This window comes from Paenibacillus sp. EB106-06-01-XG199 (assembly GCF_058791575.1).
Genome location: NZ_JBYTDQ010000002.1, coordinates 308,442 through 327,508, shown reverse-complemented (window position 1 = coordinate 327,508; position 19,067 = coordinate 308,442). Strand labels below are relative to the sequence as shown.

At 48.7% G+C, this 19,067-nt stretch carries 17 protein-coding genes and 1 pseudogene; 10 read left to right on the top strand and 8 right to left on the bottom strand.

What is annotated here, in order from left to right; all coding sequences use genetic code 11:
- Window positions 1-28: 28 nt before the first annotated feature.
- Together AC3WT9_RS07345 and AC3WT9_RS07340 are read right to left on the bottom strand one after the other, a co-directional pair.
- Window positions 29-2,305, bottom strand: a complete 2,277-nt coding sequence (locus AC3WT9_RS07345; RefSeq protein WP_341378414.1) for a preprotein translocase subunit SecA — start codon at window positions 2,303-2,305, stop codon at window positions 29-31.
- 106 nt (window positions 2,306-2,411) lie between these two features.
- Entirely contained in the window at window positions 2,412-2,564 is a 153-nt protein-coding gene (locus AC3WT9_RS07340; protein WP_341092726.1) for a helix-turn-helix transcriptional regulator, read from the bottom strand.
- 1,206 nt (window positions 2,565-3,770) lie between these two features.
- Between AC3WT9_RS07340 and AC3WT9_RS07335 the strand changes: the two genes are divergently transcribed.
- The 4 genes and pseudogenes from AC3WT9_RS07335 to AC3WT9_RS07320 form a co-directional block, all read left to right on the top strand.
- Window positions 3,771-4,133: a VOC family protein gene (locus AC3WT9_RS07335; protein WP_341092727.1), complete on the top strand. Its 363-nt coding sequence runs from the start codon at window positions 3,771-3,773 to the stop codon at window positions 4,131-4,133.
- Between the two features lie 14 nt (window positions 4,134-4,147).
- Entirely contained in the window at window positions 4,148-4,693 is a 546-nt protein-coding gene (locus AC3WT9_RS07330) for a winged helix-turn-helix transcriptional regulator (RefSeq protein ID WP_341378415.1), read from the top strand.
- Between the two features lie 948 nt (window positions 4,694-5,641).
- The gene (locus AC3WT9_RS07325; protein WP_341092729.1) at window positions 5,642-7,555 is read left to right on the top strand and encodes a serine hydrolase domain-containing protein; all 1,914 of its coding nucleotides are present in this window, start codon (window positions 5,642-5,644) and stop codon (window positions 7,553-7,555) included.
- 26 nt (window positions 7,556-7,581) lie between these two features.
- Window positions 7,582-7,907, top strand: a pseudogene (locus tag AC3WT9_RS07320) (transposase); the annotation flags it as partial.
- 93 nt (window positions 7,908-8,000) lie between these two features.
- Here the strand turns inward: AC3WT9_RS07320 and AC3WT9_RS07315 are convergent.
- The 3 genes from AC3WT9_RS07315 to AC3WT9_RS07305 all read right to left on the bottom strand — a co-directional run bounded on the left by AC3WT9_RS07315 (window position 8,001) and on the right by AC3WT9_RS07305 (window position 11,517).
- Window positions 8,001-8,774, bottom strand: a complete 774-nt coding sequence (locus AC3WT9_RS07315; RefSeq protein ID WP_341092732.1) for a (2Fe-2S)-binding protein — start codon at window positions 8,772-8,774, stop codon at window positions 8,001-8,003.
- Between the two features lie 13 nt (window positions 8,775-8,787).
- On the bottom strand, window positions 8,788-9,750 hold the full coding sequence (locus AC3WT9_RS07310) for an ABC transporter substrate-binding protein (RefSeq protein WP_341092733.1): 963 nt from the start codon (window positions 9,748-9,750) through the stop codon (window positions 8,788-8,790).
- 120 nt (window positions 9,751-9,870) lie between these two features.
- Window positions 9,871-11,517 (bottom strand): helix-turn-helix domain-containing protein, encoded by a 1,647-nt coding sequence (locus AC3WT9_RS07305; RefSeq protein ID WP_341092734.1) that lies wholly within the window; start codon window positions 11,515-11,517, stop codon window positions 9,871-9,873.
- A 593-nt stretch (window positions 11,518-12,110) separates the two neighbouring features.
- Here AC3WT9_RS07305 and AC3WT9_RS07300 point away from each other — a divergent pair.
- From AC3WT9_RS07300 to AC3WT9_RS07280, 5 genes are read left to right on the top strand one after another with little or no spacing between them, the layout of a single operon-like run.
- On the top strand, window positions 12,111-12,695 hold the full coding sequence (locus AC3WT9_RS07300) for a TetR/AcrR family transcriptional regulator (RefSeq protein ID WP_341097654.1): 585 nt from the start codon (window positions 12,111-12,113) through the stop codon (window positions 12,693-12,695).
- Window positions 12,696-12,714: 19 nt separating this feature from the next.
- A complete protein-coding gene (locus AC3WT9_RS07295) occupies window positions 12,715-13,536 on the top strand; it encodes a substrate-binding periplasmic protein (RefSeq protein WP_341092735.1) in 822 nt (273 codons plus the stop codon).
- Between the two features lie 42 nt (window positions 13,537-13,578).
- Window positions 13,579-14,223 (top strand): amino acid ABC transporter permease, encoded by a 645-nt coding sequence (locus AC3WT9_RS07290; protein ID WP_189022729.1) that lies wholly within the window; start codon window positions 13,579-13,581, stop codon window positions 14,221-14,223.
- A 19-nt stretch (window positions 14,224-14,242) separates the two neighbouring features.
- Window positions 14,243-14,989, top strand: coding sequence for an amino acid ABC transporter ATP-binding protein (locus tag AC3WT9_RS07285; RefSeq protein ID WP_341092740.1), 747 nt, complete (start codon window positions 14,243-14,245; stop codon window positions 14,987-14,989).
- 19 nt (window positions 14,990-15,008) lie between these two features.
- The gene (locus AC3WT9_RS07280; RefSeq protein WP_215184439.1) at window positions 15,009-15,443 is read left to right on the top strand and encodes an OsmC family protein; all 435 of its coding nucleotides are present in this window, start codon (window positions 15,009-15,011) and stop codon (window positions 15,441-15,443) included.
- Window positions 15,444-15,524: 81 nt separating this feature from the next.
- Here the strand turns inward: AC3WT9_RS07280 and AC3WT9_RS07275 are convergent, their stop codons facing one another.
- From AC3WT9_RS07275 to AC3WT9_RS07265, 3 genes are all read right to left on the bottom strand, one after another.
- A complete protein-coding gene (locus tag AC3WT9_RS07275; protein ID WP_341092744.1) occupies window positions 15,525-16,388 on the bottom strand; it encodes a sulfurtransferase in 864 nt (287 codons plus the stop codon).
- Window positions 16,389-16,473: 85 nt separating this feature from the next.
- Window positions 16,474-17,175 (bottom strand): zf-HC2 domain-containing protein, encoded by a 702-nt coding sequence (locus AC3WT9_RS07270; protein WP_341092746.1) that lies wholly within the window; start codon window positions 17,173-17,175, stop codon window positions 16,474-16,476.
- Window positions 17,175-17,663, bottom strand: a complete 489-nt coding sequence (locus AC3WT9_RS07265; RefSeq protein WP_341092748.1) for an RNA polymerase sigma factor — start codon at window positions 17,661-17,663, stop codon at window positions 17,175-17,177. Before AC3WT9_RS07265 ends, AC3WT9_RS07270 begins: the two co-directional genes overlap by 1 nt.
- Window positions 17,664-17,783: 120 nt before the next feature.
- Here AC3WT9_RS07265 and AC3WT9_RS07260 point away from each other — a divergent pair, with 120 nt between their 5' ends.
- The gene (locus AC3WT9_RS07260; RefSeq protein ID WP_341378421.1) at window positions 17,784-18,743 is read left to right on the top strand and encodes a phosphotransferase; all 960 of its coding nucleotides are present in this window, start codon (window positions 17,784-17,786) and stop codon (window positions 18,741-18,743) included.
- Window positions 18,744-19,067 lie beyond the last annotated feature (324 nt).

Genomic DNA, 19,067 nt, shown 5'->3' with positions numbered 1-19,067 from the left:
CGCGATTATCCTTGAAAGCTACGCTGCATCAATATTTTGAGAGCTTGAATATCGGCCTAATAATCATGCGAATCCAATAAGCAAATACAGTCGTTCCTGTCCATGAGGTTCGCTTATTCTGTAGGTATTGATCATTGATAATATAAGTCCGGGTGGAAGCCGGGCTCTTAAGACCGAACTTTTCCCACTCAGCAGGGTCATTTGAACCTCCGAGCCTTTCAAGCATATTCTCCGACGCGCTATTTATTTTAGAAGGAATTTGCTCGTAGGCTTCGGTGATTTGCGCATGAAATTCGTCGATCGGATTGCGGCTGGCAAGGCTCTCCAGGTGAATCCCTTCGCGAAGGTAAGACACATATGCAAGATGTTCAGCCCAGAACTCGTCGATATAATAAAGCCTGACTCGCTGCTCCGAAGGACTCATCGGCTTCTCACCTCTCAAAATTCGGAGCCGCTCCTCGTATAAAAGCCGCCTCTGATCCTCCACCATATCCGAATAACAGTTCAGTTCCTTGTGGATATCGAAGTTTTGGCCCATAACAATACGCTGAATACTGGTGATCTTGCTGCTGAGCCCCGGTGCTTCAAGAGCCTCATCCTGCCTGGGAGCGCGAACCGCTTTATGGATGCCGAAGCGAAGCAGCAACTCGTCCTCCAAGCTTACATAAAAAACGGAAGCTCCCGGGTCGCCTTGGCGGCCGGAACGCCCGCGTAACTGGTCGTCGATCCGCACGCTTTCGTTCACATGGGTGCCAATCACGTACAACCCGCCAAGCTTGGCGACTACCTCTGCTTGTGCGGGGGCGCCGCCGCCGAGCCGGATGTCGACGCCGCGTCCCGCCATATTTGTAGACACCGTCACTGCGCCGGGTTCTCCAGCTTTGGCGATGATGCCAGCTTCTTCAGCGTCATTTTTCGCATTCAGAACATGGCAAGGTACGCCGGTAACGGCTAACGCCTCTGCCAGCATAGCAGACTCTTCGACGCTTGATGTACCAATGAGAATTGGACGTCCCGTCTCATGGACTGATGAGATCTCTTGTACCAGTGCCTTAAGCTTGGCTTCTTTATGGGTATAAATCCGGTGTCGGTGGTCGATCCGGATGTTTGGCCGGTTCGGCGGGATTTGCATGACCTGCATTGCATAAATATCTTCGAATTCTATTGCAGAAGCATGCGCGGTAGCCGTCATCCCACAAATCTGCGGATACAGGCTGATGAAGTGTTGAATGGTGATCGTCCCGAGAATTTTCCCGCTGGCTATGGAGTACAGCCCTTCTTTGGCCGTAAGCGCGGCTTGCAGCCCGTCCGGCAAATACCGGTTCTCCGCCACGCGGCCGGTATATTCTTCGATCAGCTCGATTTTGCCGTCCCGGACGATGTAATCGACGTCTTTTTTTAATAACGATTCCACATGCAGCGCGCAATTTAATGACGTTAGCAAGTGACCGTTATGGCTATCGTACAAATTGCCGCATCCCAGCAGTGATTCCGCTTTTGCAGCGCCTGCTTCATTTAAGTAAACGTTCCGCTGGAACTCGTCAAAGTCGTAATGCTCTGCTTGCTTGAGCTGCCGAGCCACTTCTGCGAAACGAAAGCTGTCGCTTCTGGAAGAGGCCGAATCGCCGCTGATGACCAGCGGCACCCGCGCCTCGTCGAGCAGCAGCGAATCCGCTTCGTCCACGATAACGTAGTGGAAGGGACGATGCACGGTATCGGCTTCGCTTAGTGCGATTGTGTCGCGCAAATAATCGAATCCGGCCTCTTTAGCCGTAACGTAAGTTATATCCGCGGCGTACGCTTCCCGTTTCTCAGGCAATTTCATGCCCGCTTGAACCGAGTATACCGTTAACCCGAGGAAACGATAGATCGGGCCCATCCACTCCGCATCCCGCTTGGCCAAATAATCGTTAAAAGTCAGTACATGAACGCCTTTGCCGGTCAGTGCATTTAGATATGCAGGCATAACAGCAGAGAGTGTTTTTCCTTCACCGGTATGCTGCTCGATCAGAAATCTCTCATGTAGAGCTATGGCAGCCATGATCTGGACATCGTAAGGCTGTAATCCGAGCGTTCTCTTCGCTGCCTCACAAACTAGTGCATAGGCATCGACAAGCAGCTCGTCCAAAGGCGTACCTGATTTTGCTTCTTCTTGCAGCCGGAGGGATTCCGCTTGAAACTGCCCATCGTCCCATGCTTCCAAATTCCGTTTCCTGATAAGCTCCGCTTTGCCCTGGTAAACTTTCAGCTTTTTCTGGTTATCGAGGTCTTTGAATTTTTGCATCAACTTGACGGCTATATTCATATTATTTTGCTCTCCCCTCGGTAGAAATACGCTTATTTCTGTACAATATTTACGATGATGCCGGGAAACAATGGGGTTGAAAGTAATGGCGAACACATAATCCGTTTTAACATCTTTTATAAAATACTTCCCCGACGGGTAACTTGAAAGCTGCGGCAATTTTAAGAGAGAGCGTAATCGAAGGGGAGCAATCTCCTTTCTCGATTAACCCTACTGTCTGGCGAGTGGCTCTGATGTCATCCGCTAGGTCCTGCTGCAACTATCTGAAGCGGGCCCTCAGTTCACGAACGTTGTTAACAAGCACACGAGAGTTCCTTTCCAGTTATTGGTTGGGAGTGATTGTAACTTATGTATTGTAAAATGTAAACACTATATTGCATTTTGGAAGCCATCTTAGTCATATAAAAGCCAAAAGAAGACGGCAACACGTTAAATCTGGCATTCCCCTCATAACTAATCCAGTCACTCCAGCTGTCGGATATACGCTGAAAATGGTTTCAGATCAGGAACGTTGGGCATGTACAGAGACTTGTGATCCGCCAGCGTCATTGCATTGCCGCCCACGATGATCGAGGGTCGTTGCTTCCACCGCCAAGACCAAGAGCCTGGTTTGTGGTACGCCAGCGCCATTGGCTCGGAGAGAACGGAGCGAACCGCTCAGCCAACTCGGGTGCCGTAACAGTCGCCTTTTCCAATAAAATATAAATCATTTGAAATAATCTGCTGCTTTGCATCCGCTTACCTCTTGGTTTCAGTATAACTATAAAACTTGACAAATACATGTCAAGTTAAGACTTCCTGTATGAATCAAGCCGTATGCTGCTGCTAATAAATAATGCTTAGAAGTTGACAGTGGAATGTCCTGCTGGTGAGGGGCAAGCGGGATGAAAATGATAAAAACCGGTAGGTTCTATTTGAGACTGTGCCTGTGACGATGGCTTTGTCTTCCGGGTGATCCTATTATCATCGATAACGAACAACGGCTCCTCAATCCTTTCAGACATCTGCACGACTTTGGTTTAAAGCACTTCTTCGTCCCACTTGCATTCGGCCAGAAAGTAGCCGATCGTGGCCGATGACAATCGCTGTGTTCCGCGAGATCCACCACTTTAGCGCGAATTTTTTCCGCGGTCGAGGCCGCCAAATACGATGCAATAGTGGGATAAACGCATCAAAACCGATCATCAACGTCATTGCATATTCTTGAACGCCTGAGCACAACGTAAAGAAGTACATCGCTGTTCGAGCGATGTACTCCAGATTACATACTATTATGCTGATTACTCCTTCTCCTCGTCCCCCACCGCAATTGAATTCCCCTCATAACTAATAGATTCGCTCGCATTACCCCCATATATAATTTCATTCTGGAGTATGAACGAGGAACCTTGATCACTTTACTACCGTTATTATACGTGGTATATTATCGGTAGTAAAATTCATATTTATCATAGGAGGCTAATTTATGTACAGATCAGGGCTAACCGTATGGTACAGCGTATCCAACTTAGAGCAAACAATAGCGTTTTACTCAGGCAAGCTTGGTTTCGAAGTTATCTTTCATGATGCGGAGAGTGGCATGGCCATGGTGAATACCAACACCAAGGACTGCGTAATTGGTTTTTCAGTGGCAGAGACCGTAGAACCAGCTACTTCTTCGACCGTATTTGAAGTATGGAATATCGAGGAAGCGATACAGCAGCTCGAGAGTAAAGGGGTAACTTTTATTGGTGAAGTCGAACATATTCCTGAGTTGACCAAGCTGGCCACTTTCGTGGACCCCGACGGGCATAATCTGATGTTATCCGAACCGCTTACAGAGTCTTGAGCAAGAAAGAAGAAGTGCTAAAGCTGAGTCGGGAGCTAACCGGGCAATGGACATTGCCCATCCTGCTTTCGCTTGACGAACGTGGCGGTCGCTTCACCCCGCTGCAGAACAAGCTCGGTATCGCGCCTTCCCGGCTAACCGCTAATTTGAAGAAGATGATAGCGGATGGTTTGCTCATTCATCTATCTCCGCAAGAACGGCGGCATCCGCTCCTCCCCGAGTATGTGCTGACCGACAAAGGACGGCTCCACCGCGAAGCAGCCCGTGCCGTCCAACTCAGCGAAGAGCAGATTGGACATGGCAGACTATCAGACAAGGCCTGGGGCTTGTCTGTTCTGCTAACGCTGAACTATAATCACGAGCGGTTCCAGGATATCCGCCAGTCGCTCACCGGCATAACGCCGCGCCAACTATCCTTGCGTCTGCATGATTTTCATGACGCCGGTCTTATTCACAAGCAAGTGTCCGAAGAACCGCGACCTTCCTTCCTGTACCGGCTGGGACAGCCTGTTCAGCAGCCGATTCACCGGCTGTCTATCGATCTGGCATCCCTGATGTGAGTACACTGCTTATCAGATTCTACAGCGATTATGAACAGCGCCGCTCACCGAGGAGAGCCAGAAAAACCGGCTATTGTTCAACAGCCTTCTGACTCGACAACCTAGCTATAGCTAGTTTTTGAGTAGCTGCTGCAACTGCTTGTTGGCAAGCTGTTTGCAGAGAAGACCGAAAGGGCTGTGGCAACCTGCCACAGCCCCCAAACCCGCGACCACCGCGACCTTTCAGATCTTACTCTTCTCCCGTTGCAATCGGATTCGCCTCATAAGAGATTGTGCAACGATCTCCCTTGGCTACACTTGAGAGGACTTGTGGAGCAAGAAGCCCGTGGAGGACGGGTCTGACTAAATAATACGGTTTGAGCTAAGGCGAAGTATACAACGTAGTTGGGTCAAGCCGTACGGATCGCTCTTTTTCCGTTGATCGTATTACAAGTTGAATTCGTTGTTGACTTAGTGTTCATTCAAAAGGAGCCGTAAAGTAAACAACGAGTAGTTAAGGGCCGATTAGCCTTTCCCATGGGGCGGGGCTGATCGGTCTTCATTATGTGTGTACAGCGGCGAGGACGTACGTGTGCGAGGGGTCTAAAAGGTACATGAAGGAGCATACCAACAAGCGCTCAGCGCGTGGTTTCCTGAAAATATTTACAGAGCGCGCATGTTAATTTCGTGTTGACTTCGAGCATAAAAAATACATCGCCTAAAGCAAGTTGCCCATATGGCGATGTATTCAAGATACGCATACTGCTATGCCTTGTCCGGTTGTTCTTCATCTCCGACAGCTATCGGGTTCCCCTCATAACTAATCCAGTCACTCCAGCTCCCCGCATATAACTTCACCATCCTATACCCGGCCTTAGTTTACTTTTACAATATTATGCGGTTATGTGTGAAGATATTTGTTAGAATAGGAGAACTGCAGGAGTTTACTTGACTAAAGGAGAGGTCTTATTGTTAAGAAGAGGATTTACACTTGTGTTCTCAATACTATTGTTACTATCCGGTAGTATTACAGCATTTGCTGCGGAGATAGGTAGCGGCGGAGCAGGGGGAGCAACCCCTTCCGGGATTCCGCTGGCAGGTTTGGAAGCTTTTGTCGATGATTATGTAAAAGAGTACATAGGGCAACAATCCGTAGGTGCGTCTATTGTTATGGTGAAGAATGGCCAGGTGGTACTGTCCAAGGGTTACGGCTACGCCGATGTGGAGCAGCAGATCCCTGTCTCACCGGATACAGTAATGGAGTGGGGTTCGATCAGCAAGCTTGCAGTTTGGACATCTGTGATGCAGCTGGAAGAACAAGGGGAAATTGACCTGAATGTAGATATCCGCAGCTATTTGCCGGAGAATTTCCTAACCAAACTAAAGTATGATGATCCCATAACGATGCTCAATCTGATGAACCATAATGCCGGATTCGAAGAGTATATGTTCGATATGGCCTATCAGTCCCCTGAGGAAGTGCGTTCGCTGGAAGAGGGGCTGCAGCTAGCCCAGCCGTCACAGATTTACAGACCAGGTGAGGTTGTAGCCTATTCGAACTATGGCAACTCACTGGCTGCATATATTGTGGAGAGAATCAGTGGTCAGCCTTATCATGAATACGTTCAGCAGCATATTTTTGACACACTGGGCATGAGGGATTCTATTGCTCATTCCGTCGTAGAGGACCGCCCGGAGCTGCTGGAGCATAAAGCTAAAGGTTATTTCTTCGATGGAGAAGGGTCCTTTACGCTGGGATCATGGAATTATATGTCCATGTACCCCAACGGTGGTAATAACGGCACTGCGGAAGATTTGGCTAAGTTTGCAAGGGCATTCATGCCTGCAGCCGGGGAACAATCCCCTCTGTTCGAGAAGCCGGAGACGCTGGGCACGATGCTGACCCAGAGTTATGCCTCAGCTGAAGGAATGCCGGGCATTGCACATGGATTCTGGGAATATCCCGGAATGCACCGGACGTTGGGACATGGCGGGAATACGATTGCTTTTGCCACCAATCTGCAGATCGTGCCTGAAGACCGGTTTGCGCTCGTAATTATGACTAATCAGGCCAGTGAATCTAAAATTGTACATGGTCTAGCCAAAGCGATAGTGGGCACACGTGAGCAGGCGGATGCTGTTGATCTGCCGGATACGTCTGAGGTTCAAGGTGAGTTCATGGCTGCGCGCCGCCCTGGACATGGCTTCATGACTCTATTCCCCTATCTTACGCTGATGAAGCTTGAGCCGCAGGGAGTGGACCAGCTCCAGGTATCACTTGCAGGCATGACTGGAAGCTATAAGCAGGTTCAACCTTACCTCTATGAGAAAGTGAGCGGAGACTCGGCACTCGATGCCTGGCCAATGCTGCATGCCAAGGTCAGTAATGGTAAGGTAGAGGCGATCTCGGTATATACCACTGATTATTTGCCGCTGCCTGCAAGTAAATCAATGCCGGTGCTGCTCTTGAGTGCCGCGTTGGCGGTGCTGGTCATCGTCTACTTCATTATCGCCCCGTTAGTATTGCTGGTGAAGGCGATTTTGAATAAGCGAAGAACCAGAACACGCCCTGCACCTCGAGCGTTCAGCCGCAAACTGGAGGCTGGCCTGACTTTAACGGGAACCGGAATTGTGGTGAACAATCTGGTTCTGGCCTTGCGGATGCTCAGTAACAATGAGCGTGCCTATGACGAAGTCTATCCTCAGATTTTGGTAAATTATGCTCTGACCGGATTGGCTGTATTGTTCTTAGCGGCGCTGCTGCTATCCTGGATGAAGAATCGGTTTGCTTCGACTGCCCGTGTCAAGTGGTTGGCCATTCTGCCTGTGGCGATGATGGTAGTTCTGGTGGGGGAGCTTGTACTCTGGCAATTCTACAGTTAAGCAGGCAGGGTGTGCTTGATGTTGTGACTAGAAGCTGCAAGGGTTGCCCATTGAAGGAGCGTTGTACAAAAGCCGCCGGAAACCGTGAAATCGTCGTTAGTCTGGAACGAATACGGTACCAGAACCAGGCTCGTGAGATTCTACGGGTGAAGAAGGTTGCGCCTTGGCCGTGCGCCGGATGACGGAACCGGAGAGTGTGTTTGGACAACTGGAGAATAACCGGGGCATCCGGCGATTTTGCCGATGCGGCATCGAAAAAGTGACGATTGAAGTCGGGTGGCTTTCCCTTGCCCATAATCTGCTAAGGCAAGCCACCCATGACCAAAAACGCAAAGCAGCGATCCTCCAATAACGGGAGAATCGCTGCTTTGCTCACTTTTTGTGGTCTTAAGAATGAAGAAAGCTGTGTCTAAGTCATAGAAATTCTACTTATGGGACAACCCCTTCAATTTGTTATCTCTGGCTGCTCCGGTGGCAGTATAGGACAGCTACTGCAGTATCCATGATCCGCTCTGAGCTGATAGGCCAGACAGCAGGTCGCCTTAATAGATATAATGCGGTGCGGAGGGTTGGGGTCCGTTCTGAATTTGGGCATGATGCGGAACGGATTGACGGGAAGTCCGAATACCTCCGGTTCGAGTTCCCAGGTCACAGATTTGAATTGCTCGATGATAAGGTTGCGTTGGCTCTCACCTGCTGCGTCCCGGGCTTCCTCTTCCATATAGGTATATAGCTGATTATAAATATGCTTCCATAGCATCACTGCCTTGGTCTGTGCGGCTTCGGCAAGAGCAAGAATAATCGGTCTAACATCATTCTTATAGAACAAACCAAGCTCATCTAGTAATTCTTCCCCAGAACTATGTTTTTGGCAGAGATCGTCCCGATTTTCATGGACAGGAAAGGAGAATATGGGGAATCCCTCAGTGCGGATGAGCTGTACAGACATGTTGCTCAGGCACAAGGCACGAGCCATCGGGGGTGAAGCCGTGAGCAGTGCATATTTGGCTCCGCAAATTCCGGCATACCAGCTGCAAAAGATAGCAGCTGCCAGACGCTTGTCATCTGTTCCGAGCATGGAAGCATAAGTTATGAGCAGATGCTCAGCATTTGCTGGCTGGCTTAATTCGGTAAGCGATAAAGTAACCACTGCATTCTCCGCAGCTTCCGAATGGATGAAAAAACGTTCTCCCAATTGCAATTTTTCGGTTTCGCACATCCTTAAATCCCCTTTATTCCGTGTTGCCTTCAAAGGCTTGGAGAACCGAATCAATCGCATAGCGGTTCGCCAGCGGAGACATGCCCACGTTAAACCAATCCTTGCCCGCCATCGTATACACCTGATTCTTCTTGACCGCGTTCATGTTCTTCCACAGAGGACTATCCAGCATGTCTTCATAGGTTTGCTTAACCTCAGCACTGTCTTCATTATTCAGCTGAATAATGAGGTGGTCGGGATTATACTCCGGCAATTTCTCAAGTGATATGGATAATGACAGATCTTTATCGGGGAAGTTCGGAATCATCTCCAGCCCAAGCGTGGTATGAATAAACTTTCCGCGATCGATCTGATCCCCATAGAGAATGAGGCTGTTAGGCATAACCATCATATACAACACGGTTTCATTGCCAACCAGATCATCAAGCTTCCGCTTGGCTTCAGCTTCTTGGGCTGCCAGATCTTGAATGACCTTCTCTGCAATGTCCTTCTTGCCCAGGACCTCGCCTATATCCTTCAGTTCATCACGCCAGTCATCGCGCTGTGGCAGCAGAACCGTCGGTGCGATCCCGGATAACTGGTCATAGTCCTTGTCAGACCACCAGACGGGAGCAAGGATAAGATCTGGTTCAGAGGCCAATATCATTTCAAAATTTGGGGTTTCTGCAATGCCCATTTTAAGGGTATCCTTGAGCGGTTCTCTCAGATAGGTTGGTAGATCCGTTTGGTAGTTCTGTACTGCTATGGGTGTAACGCCCAATGCTTGCAGAAACTCCGGATAGACTACGGAGAGTCCGATGACTTTGGTTGGATTGGCAGGGATCGTAGTCTCGCCCTTTTCACTTTTCACTACACGAGTGTCCGCTTCAGCTGAGGCGGCAATCTCGGCCTGTCCACTGTTATTTGAGCAAGCTGCCATTACCAATACCAGCACAATAGTCATACAGAACGCCATTCCTGTTCTTAACTGTATCATTTATTATGTAACCTCCTGATTTTCGATACCTTAAATCTCACTTGCGAGTGAGAATCAATATCACTGTTAGGAGTATAAAACAATCTTTTAGATTCGACTATTGACAATCACGCCAATATTTTATGTTCGATTACGCCAAAGAGACAACGCTAGGTCGAGAATCAGCTCCTGTGTGAACGATGTATACTCTGTCCAGGGAAAGGGAGGGAGATGGTCAATACGCGAATATCCGGCGGGATCAGGCTGCTTCCACGACTTCTTGTCCCGGAGCTCAGACCAGACGGCCTGCGAGTGGACATCCTCATCCACAATCAACAGGAGCCTGTCCGCATCCGCAGACCCCAGCTCTTCCAGCGTCAATGTCTGATAGCTAAGCTTGCGGTTAACAACGGACGCCGGGAGTAAATGCAGATCATCGTAGAGTACTTCACCCAAGCTTCGATTAGACAACACGGTAATCTTCTGACCGGATATTCGGGCAATAAGGAGCTTGTCCTTGGCGAGTTCATGATCTAAGTCCGCCCGGACAGCCTCGGCTTTGCGCTCATATTTGTCTAACCATGCCTCTGTTTCCTTTGACTTGTTAAGACATTTTCCGATGAATCTTAATTGCGTCCGCCAATCCATTCGGAGCCAGGATACGAAATAAGTGGGTGCAAGCTCTTGAAGCTGCTTCAGTATGTCCGGACTTAGCGATTGCTCCAGCCCCAGAATAAAATCAGGATGGAGGGAGGTGAGTTGCTGTATTCTGGTATCGTCATCTTGGGCAAGAGGCAGTACCGCACCAGGCTCATATTTACGGCGGTAATATTCAGTCCAAGGATGGTCAGCCGGAGCTGCGCAGGGAATAATATTCAGGGTAAGCAGTGCCCCAATCAGGCTGCCGTGGTATGCAACAATTTTCAGCTTGGCATTTCGCATGAATGTTGCCGGAGCTACACCGGTAATTTGCTTGAATTTGCGCCGGAAATAAGGAATGTCCTTGTAACCGACGTAAGCGGCAATATCCTTCAATTCATAATTCGTTTGCGGCAGCATAAGGCTCCTTGCTTGTCTGATCCGGTATTCGGTCAGGTATTCAATCGCGCTGAGACCATATTTCTGCTTGAACAGTCTGATGAAATGCCTTTCGCTAGTGCCTGCCTCGCCAGCCAGCAGACGAATGGAGATATCTTCGCGGTAGTGTTGCTCTATATATGTCTTGACCCGCTCCATAACAGCATCAGTATCGCTCAGATGCAGCTGGCTGGCATCGTTCAGCAGACTATACAGTAGCTCATAGAATCCGCTCTGTGCATGCAGCCATTGCAAGGGGTTTATGCTTCCCATGGAAGCGGCGATGGACTCACAGTGTTTGCTGTAAGTAATAGTTGAAGCAATTGCTGTTTCTCCTTCCAAGGGGAAGGGGATATGAAGCTCCGATGAGCTTGTCTGTTCCTGAAGTTCAGGCAGATCACGCTGACCAAATACATCAAACCGCAGAATGTATAATCTCTGGTCTCCTGTACCCTCTAGACGGGCTTCGATCAATTGCCCTGGCAGGCATACAAATACAAATCCCGCCCTGAGTTCACTATACTTGCCATCTACCGTTATCCAACCCCGGCCAACTATTGGAATCAGGAGCATATGCGATTCAAGAAATTGCAGCCGAAGTGACCACTCTCCATTGGGTCTGTTGTTCTGTGCGATGCTTCGAAGTCTGAACCACAACTGATCAAGCTGTTCGAATGTTCCTTCAGGCGGGACGCCATCCTTACTGTTCATTCTTAGCACCACCTTCCGCTATGCATCAACGGGCCGATCCCGGAATCTGAGGCCGCAAGCAACCGGGATAAGGCAGCCTTTTCCCGGTTGAAGCCAGTGATTGGCTGAACAGAATAGCTGCTGTTTACTGGTGAGAGCTTCATGCTTCACACTACTTTCCATTCAAATTTGAAACAAAAAACGGGACGTTTATTTTCTATCCATATATTATACTATTTCTTAATCCGGAACTTCAGCAGACTTCACAGCTGTAAAAACCATTATTTTCATAACCAAAGGGGAGAGTGTAAAGAAAAAACGCCTGCCTATACCGGCAGCCTTGCTGGTTATCGTGATGCTTGTGGAACAGCTCGAACTGTATCCTTAACTGTCAAAGCAGCCCCAGATTCAATTGAACCGTAAGTTGGTTAGTAAATTAGTCCACCGTAGCAAAATATGTCGTGTAGTAGGACGAAATATAAACAATCCATTGACAATAACAAAGTTATCCTATAGGATTTAAAAAAGACAACTGACTGACTAATCAATCGGGAGGAGGAGATGGATTGCCTATTGATGAAAACAACGGAAACATAGATCGTAGAACTCAACTGATGAAGATAGCGCTAGAAAAGTTTGCCCGACACGGATATCATCAGACGAAAATATCTGACATCGTTCAGGGAGCGGGCGTAGCCCAAGGAACCTTTTACTGGCACTTTAAGAGTAAGGAAGCCATTGCACTGGAGATTATCGAAACAGGCAAGGAACAGCTGCTGCAAGTGATATCCCAAGGTTATCGTCAAGATCCCGGAGATATTACAGATATGGTAAAAGCTTCAGAAGTTCTGTTCCACCGGTTGTTCAGTTTCGCCGCAGATAACCGCCATCTTATGGAGATCCTCCTGATGGGAAATGGGGCCGACCAAACAATAAGGAACCGTATTTCGGCTACCCGAAATGCGATGGAGCAAGCTTTTCGCCACAATATAGAAAGAGCGATAGAGCTTCAAATGCTACCTGAGGGAATAGAGGTTGAGCTTCGCGCTGCTTTGTTGATGAGTATGTGTGACGGTTTGCTTTCACGCTGGTTATTTGGCTCCGAAGAAATTCATACAAAGGTTGCGCAAGCCTCTGCACAGCAATTAGCTACTGAATTGGCCAATTTCGAATTTTACGGATTGTTGGGAAGAATATAGATAAAGGGAGAGAAACGATATGATAAAACGTAAATTAGCTGTGGTTACAATAACAGCTCTAGCAGTGTTCGGCCTGGTTTTAAGCGCTTGCGGGGGGAACTCGGACTCGGGAATTAAAGCTGCAAATGAACTGGAACAAATTAAAGAAGCGGGTGTGATCAAGGTCGGTACAATGGGGACCTATCCACCGTATACCTTTTTGAATGAAAAGAAAGAAGTAGATGGCTTTGACCCTGATATCGCCAAGGAAATTGCCAAACGTCTTGGAGTGACAGCAGAATTCACGACTCAGGATTTCTCCGGGCTGATCCCAAGTCTGCAAGCGAAGAAATTCGACATCGTGATTAGCCAGGTTACGATAACAGATGAACGTAAGAAGCAAATTGATTTCACGGATTCTTACATCACGAACAATGTCAAAATCATCGTCAATACTAAAAATACAGATATCACGAAGCTGGAAGACTTCAAAGGGAAGACGATTGGGGTTGGACTCGGAACGAACGATGAAACCTACCTGCGTACCGAAGTGCTGCCAAAAGTAGGTGATTTCGAGATCAAGACGTATGATGACGTCATTACCTCACTGAAAGATCTGGATGCAGGACGGATTGATGCTACCATTAATAATCTGTATGCCTTGAAACCGGTTGTGGATGAGAATGGCTTTCAGATTAAAGCGGTTGGTGAAGCGATCAAATCCGATATGGCGGGTGTAGCTCTTCGCAAGGAGAATACAGAACTGCGGGATGCAATGAATAAAGCTTTGGCGGATATGAAGGCAGATGGCACCTACGATACTCTTTTTCAAAAATGGTTCAATGAGACACCCGCAAAATAAATGTTGGAGCGCGCGCCCTATGGCGGGAAGGGGATAGTATCTATGCAACTCGTGTTCGACAACCTGCCCTTCTTGTTGAAGGGAGCCGGTTTTACCTTACTGCTGACGCTTGTCTCCATGTTCTTCGGTCTGATCATCGGACTAGTGGTGGCTATCGCCCGCCTCAAAGGGAATCTGCCGATTCGGTGGATCGCCCGTTTCTATGTGTCTATCATTCGCGGTACACCGCTCCTGGTACAGATTGTAATCATTTATTATGGGCTTGTGGATTATGGAATTACACTCGGTTCCCTTACAGCAGCCTATATTGCGCTTAGTGTGAATGCCGGGGCTTACTTGTCTGAGACGTTTCGCGGGGCCATTCTGTCTGTTCCGAAGGGACAATTGGAGGCTGCTTATTCAACCGGGATGACGCCATGGCAGGCAATGCGCAGAATTGTGCTGCCCCAGGCCATGCGTATTGCCATTCCGCCTATGGGGAATACGTTTATTGGTATGCTGAAGGAGACCTCACTCGTTTCAGTTATCACGGTCAGCGAACTGCTGCGCCAAGCACAGCTGCTCATTGCCCAATATTATCAATATATGCCTTTTTATCTGGGGATCGGAGTGATGTATTGGATTATGAGTACAGGGCTGGCCTTCATCCTGGAACGGTTCGAACGGAGATTAGCCAAAGCTTACTAAACATGGAGATGACGTTAACATGATAACGACTACAGGCTTATCCAAGCATTTTCAGGATCATGAAGTGCTGAAGAGCATTAATATAGAGGTGGCAGCACAAGATATTGTCGTCGTCCTGGGACCGAGCGGTTCAGGAAAAAGCACATTGCTTCGCTGCTTAAATGGTCTGGAGGACATCTCGGGTGGCAGCTTTGAAGTAAATGGTATTGTAGTGGATGCCACAGCTTCCAGACGTTTGCGTCAGCAGGCCACCAGGAATATCCGCAAGCAGAGCGGGATGGTGTTCCAGCAATTTAATCTATATCCGCACAAAACAGCGCTCGGCAATGTGATCGAAGGTCTGATCACCGTGAAGAAGCTGCCGAAGGATCAAGCTGTAGCTATAGGGCGAAAGCTTCTGGATCGCGTTGGACTGGCGGACCGTGAAGCATATTATCCTTCCCGGCTCTCTGGCGGACAACAACAAAGAGTGGCGATTGCCCGTTCTCTGGCTATGGAACCCGCTGTAATGTTATTTGATGAACCTACTTCTGCGCTTGATCCCGAGCTTGTGGGTGAGGTGCTGAGTGTGATGCGTGAGCTAGCTCAGGAGGGCATGACGATGCTGGTCGTGTCGCATGAGATGAAGTTTGCCCGTGAAGTGGCGACCAAAATCATTTTGATGGCAGATGGGAACATCATCGAAGAAGCGGCTCCGCAGCGGTTTTTTGAAGATCCAAAAGAGGAAAGGACGCGGAGATTCTTGCGCCAGATCAACGAAATTTAAGGAAGAAGGTAAAAATATAGTGAAAGTTTCGACAATTTGGAAGGGTAAACGGATGTTTAATTCTATAGGACCTTCAGGTTATTCTGTAGAGATGGATGCAACTCCCAAATACGGCGGGAACGGCGAAGGCATGACTCCCATGGAATTGCTGCTGGCTGGTTTGGGAGGCTGTATGGGCATCGATATCACGATGATTCTGGATCGATTCCTATCTGGGATCACACGTCTTGAAATTGAAGCAGATGGAACACGCAAGGAAGTGAACCCTTCCGGATTCACAGCAATTGATCTGTTCTTTCATATCGATGGGGATGTCCCCGATTACCGGCTCTGGAAAGCCATCCTGATGGCTGAGGAGAAGTATTGTGCCGTCTCTGATTCACTCAAGGCAGAGATCCGCTTGCATTTAATCCTCAATGGAGTAGAGGTAAAGAAACCAGAGAAGGCAATCTAATGCTATGATTGGACTGAACCAGAGACCTGTGAGACTGCTGGTTCAGTCCTCCAAATTCCTTATACATATATCGTGCTAATTTTACTCTTCCCCGGTAGCCACCGCATTCTCCTGATACGAAATCCAATCACTCCAGCTCCCGGGATACAACCTCACATTATTGAATCCCGCACGCTCCAGTGCCAGTACATTCGGGCAGGCGGTGACGCCGGAGCCGCAGTAGACGATGATCTCAGCGTCTTTGTCCAGCTCGGAGAAATGCTCCTGCAGCTCCTCGGCACTTTTGTAGCTTCCATCAGCATTCTGCGTTTCTTTCCAGAAGAAGTTAAACGCACCAGGGATATGTCCGGCTTTATTGTCCAAGGTTTCTTCCAGACCCAGGAAGCGTTCCCGGGCGCGGGAATCGATCAGGACCGGAGTGAGGCCGGCCGGAGAAGCCGAAGGCTCCATATTAGCAGATACCTGATGTACTTTGTTCACGTCAACCAGCATCTGCAGCTGCACATTTGCCTGAAACGAGCTTGGCACCCGCACCGGCTGATGCTCCGTTACAGGGAATTTCTCTGCCTTCCATGCGCTGAAGCCGCCTTCCAGAATGAATACCTGTTCATGCCCCAGGTAACGCAGCAGCCACCAGAGCCGCGCAGCATTCATGCCACTTTCGTCATCATAGGCGACAATGCGTGAATCATTTCCGATTCCCAGCTTCGAGAGGCGTGCTGCAAGTACCTGCGGGTCGGGGAGGGGGTGGCGTCCGCCATGTTCTCCCACAGGGCCTGACAGATCCAGCTCCAAATCGAGATAGACCGCACCCGGAATATGCTCTTGTTCATAGCTTTCCCGGCCAGCCTGAGGTTTACCGAGCGTAAACCGGCAGTCTACTATGGTCTGCTCCGGCTCATAGAGCCTTGCCAGCAGCCATCGTTTGGAAACAGTTGCGTCCATATGAATCCCATCCTTTGCATATATCAATATGAAATTTATTATAGCGGAAAAAATCAGAGGGTGCTCAAGATATGCTCCAAATATACTAATCCCGCTCCATAAACTGCGCTTCAACGGTATCGCTTGCTGGCGGTAGCTGCATTCCTTGCTTCCAGATCAATATGGGGTTGTCATCCTTGGGTCCATAATAGATGGCTTGAATCTGAGTGGAAGGGTCTGTACGGTTAGCGTTTAATTGTTCGAAATTTACAAAGTCGTACCCGTTGCCAAGCCCAATCGCAGCAGACTTTTTGGTTTTGATGACAGGCCGCATTGGAGTTATATAGTAGATTCCGTCCCCCTCCAAAAAACCCATAACCTGATTTACCAGGTAGCCATCGGTCATTCTCACATGATAAGCGATTTTTCCGTCTTTGAGCCGGCTAACATCAGTGATCTCGATGACACTGGAGGGGACTTCGGCAATATTCCAGCGGAATAAGCCAACATACCCTAGAATGATAACACCGCACAGGGCTGTGGCCAGAAGCAGACCTTTGAGAAATGCCGCAGCTTTGGAGCGGTGCCAGTAGCCTTTGAAGCTGACCAGACCGGTGCTTTCCTGTTTGTTCTTCACTATGACCTCAAACGGCAGATGGCTACTCTCTTGCAGCTTGTGCAACGCGGTTGTACATTGCTCGCAGGTAGCTAAGTGAGCCTCAATCGATTCCCTGGTATCTGCGCTGCACACCTCATCATAGTAGAGCGGCAGCAAATCCCCGACGACTCCGCAGGACAGTTTGTTCATCAATTTTCCTCCATTAATAAGTCTTGTATGATGTTTCTAGCGCGGTGAAATGTAACCCTGGCCCAGCTTTCCGTTCTGCCAAAAACCTGACTGATATGGTCAAAGGATAACTCTCCAAACACCCTCAGTGTAAAGACTTCCTTATAAGGTTCTTTCAGACTGTGCAGTAGCTTGTGGATTCGCAGGGCTTCGGTCTTGTCGATCAGCTTTTGTTCAATCGTGAAACTGTTCTTGTGTATTTTTTCCTGCGGATCGCCCGGTTCGTAGCGCTTTTGTTTGTCCATATAAGTGAAATAGGTGTTTTTGGCGATTTGACACAGCCAGACACTAATTTTACAATTGCCTTTGAACTGGTTAATATTTTTCACTGCTTTTACAAACGTTTCTTGCGTAATCTCCTCAGCAATCTGCTTACTTCTGCTTAAGGATAGCGCAAACAAGTATACGTCCTGAAAATATTGCTCGTAGATTTGTTCTACATCGGTCACATGTTCACCACCTTACATATAAGACCCGCTCACGGGAGATTCGTTACAAAACAATTAAGAGAGGGGCATAAGCCTACGGATACTATTGTAAGCCAAGTTTGGCCGGAGTGGAGTGGAACGTTGAGGAAGCGGAGCGGGGGTTGGAATAATACAACCTATTTTGTAGAAAATAGCACACGCCGCGCCGTGCTGCGAATCTATGATACACATAAAGATAGAGAGAAAATCGAATTCGAGCATGCCGTACTGCAAAAGCTGGGGATGTTGTCTTTACCCTTCAAAGTGCCTGTTCCTATCGGGACACCGGCCGGAGAAACTTTGGTTCAGCTGGAGGACGGGGCTGGTAAATTTAGCTGCTTGTTCGAATACATAGACGGAGATTCGCCCACTGAGCAGGAGTTTGGCTATTACGAATCCTTCGGGGAGGCGGCAGGTACATTGTCTGTAGTGCTGGCAGAGATAAGTCCCGGACTTGCTCCGGTCTACCGGCCTTATTATGAGCTGCGGCAGGCTTATCCGCTATGTACCGGAGAAGTAATCCGTGAGCTGTGTCTGCAACCGCCAGTTCCCTTTACTGAACTTGCCAAGGGATTGGAGATCCTTTACAGCGCTTATGAAAATATCGCGGGTTCGCTGGCTGAACTTAAGGGGTTGCCGCATCAGCTGGTGCACGGAGATTTGAATGCTTCCAATCTGCTGGTGGAGACAAGCGATCACCGGCAAGTAGCTGCGCTGCTTGATTTTGAATTTTGCACCTTTGATGTGAGGGCGATGGAGCCTGCGGTAATTCTGTCGGGGCTATTGGGTCATGCGGAGGAAAGAGCAGCGGTCCGGGATTTTTGCCGGGGGTTCAGCACAAGGGTCCTTCTTACCGAAGCCGAAATCAAGGCCGTTCCCGTGCTGATGCTGCTTAGGAAAGTTGATGTGTTCCTGCACTTTGTCACCCGCTATCTGGAGGGCACGGATGAAGCACATGTGCTTCATGAACAAGTGAAACAGTTATCCGCAGAGGTAACCCAGCTGTCAGTTGGAGCTGTACAAATTCAAGAAATTCTGCTGGAAGAGCAAGGCGGAGCTTGATGCAGCTGTCTCCCGGTATGGATCATGGGTCTGCGCTCCACAGCCAGCACCCCCGGTTAAGCGCATTATCTTAATCGTCGAGCTTCAACTCCATATAGAATTACTGCCAGCTTTCCGCTGTACGGAGGTTGACGATTTTTCTGGAAGACGGAAGGTAACGTAAGGCAGTTACTTTGGACTCGTGGGCCAGAATCAGGCTGGTCATATAACCGTTAACATGAAAAGCCCCTTGGGCCGAGGTTGTAACAAGCCAATTCAGAAAACTGAAATAATAGAAAAACCGGTATCCCCTTTGAATTAGTGTATTGTTGGACCTTTGATTTG

What these genes read in the sequence shown, in the direction of transcription:
- AC3WT9_RS07315 (WP_341092732.1), bottom strand. Translation starts at nt 8,774, where the DNA reads ATGTGCGAAACCGAAAAATTGCAATTGGGAGAACGTTTTTTCATCCAT.
- AC3WT9_RS07305 (WP_341092734.1), bottom strand. Translation starts at nt 11,517, where the DNA reads ATGAACAGTAAGGATGGCGTCCCGCCTGAAGGAACATTCGAACAGCTT.
- AC3WT9_RS07310 (WP_341092733.1), bottom strand. Translation starts at nt 9,750, where the DNA reads ATGATACAGTTAAGAACAGGAATGGCGTTCTGTATGACTATTGTGCTG.
- AC3WT9_RS07275 (WP_341092744.1), bottom strand. Translation starts at nt 16,388, where the DNA reads ATGGACGCAACTGTTTCCAAACGATGGCTGCTGGCAAGGCTCTATGAG.
- AC3WT9_RS07285 (WP_341092740.1), top strand. Translation starts at nt 14,243, where the DNA reads ATGATAACGACTACAGGCTTATCCAAGCATTTTCAGGATCATGAAGTG.
- AC3WT9_RS07270 (WP_341092746.1), bottom strand. Translation starts at nt 17,175, where the DNA reads ATGAACAAACTGTCCTGCGGAGTCGTCGGGGATTTGCTGCCGCTCTAC.
- AC3WT9_RS07345 (WP_341378414.1), bottom strand. Translation starts at nt 2,305, where the DNA reads ATGAATATAGCCGTCAAGTTGATGCAAAAATTCAAAGACCTCGATAAC.
- AC3WT9_RS07295 (WP_341092735.1), top strand. Translation starts at nt 12,715, where the DNA reads ATGATAAAACGTAAATTAGCTGTGGTTACAATAACAGCTCTAGCAGTG.
- AC3WT9_RS07335 (WP_341092727.1), top strand. Translation starts at nt 3,771, where the DNA reads ATGTACAGATCAGGGCTAACCGTATGGTACAGCGTATCCAACTTAGAG.
- AC3WT9_RS07290 (WP_189022729.1), top strand. Translation starts at nt 13,579, where the DNA reads ATGCAACTCGTGTTCGACAACCTGCCCTTCTTGTTGAAGGGAGCCGGT.
- AC3WT9_RS07300 (WP_341097654.1), top strand. Translation starts at nt 12,111, where the DNA reads ATGAAGATAGCGCTAGAAAAGTTTGCCCGACACGGATATCATCAGACG.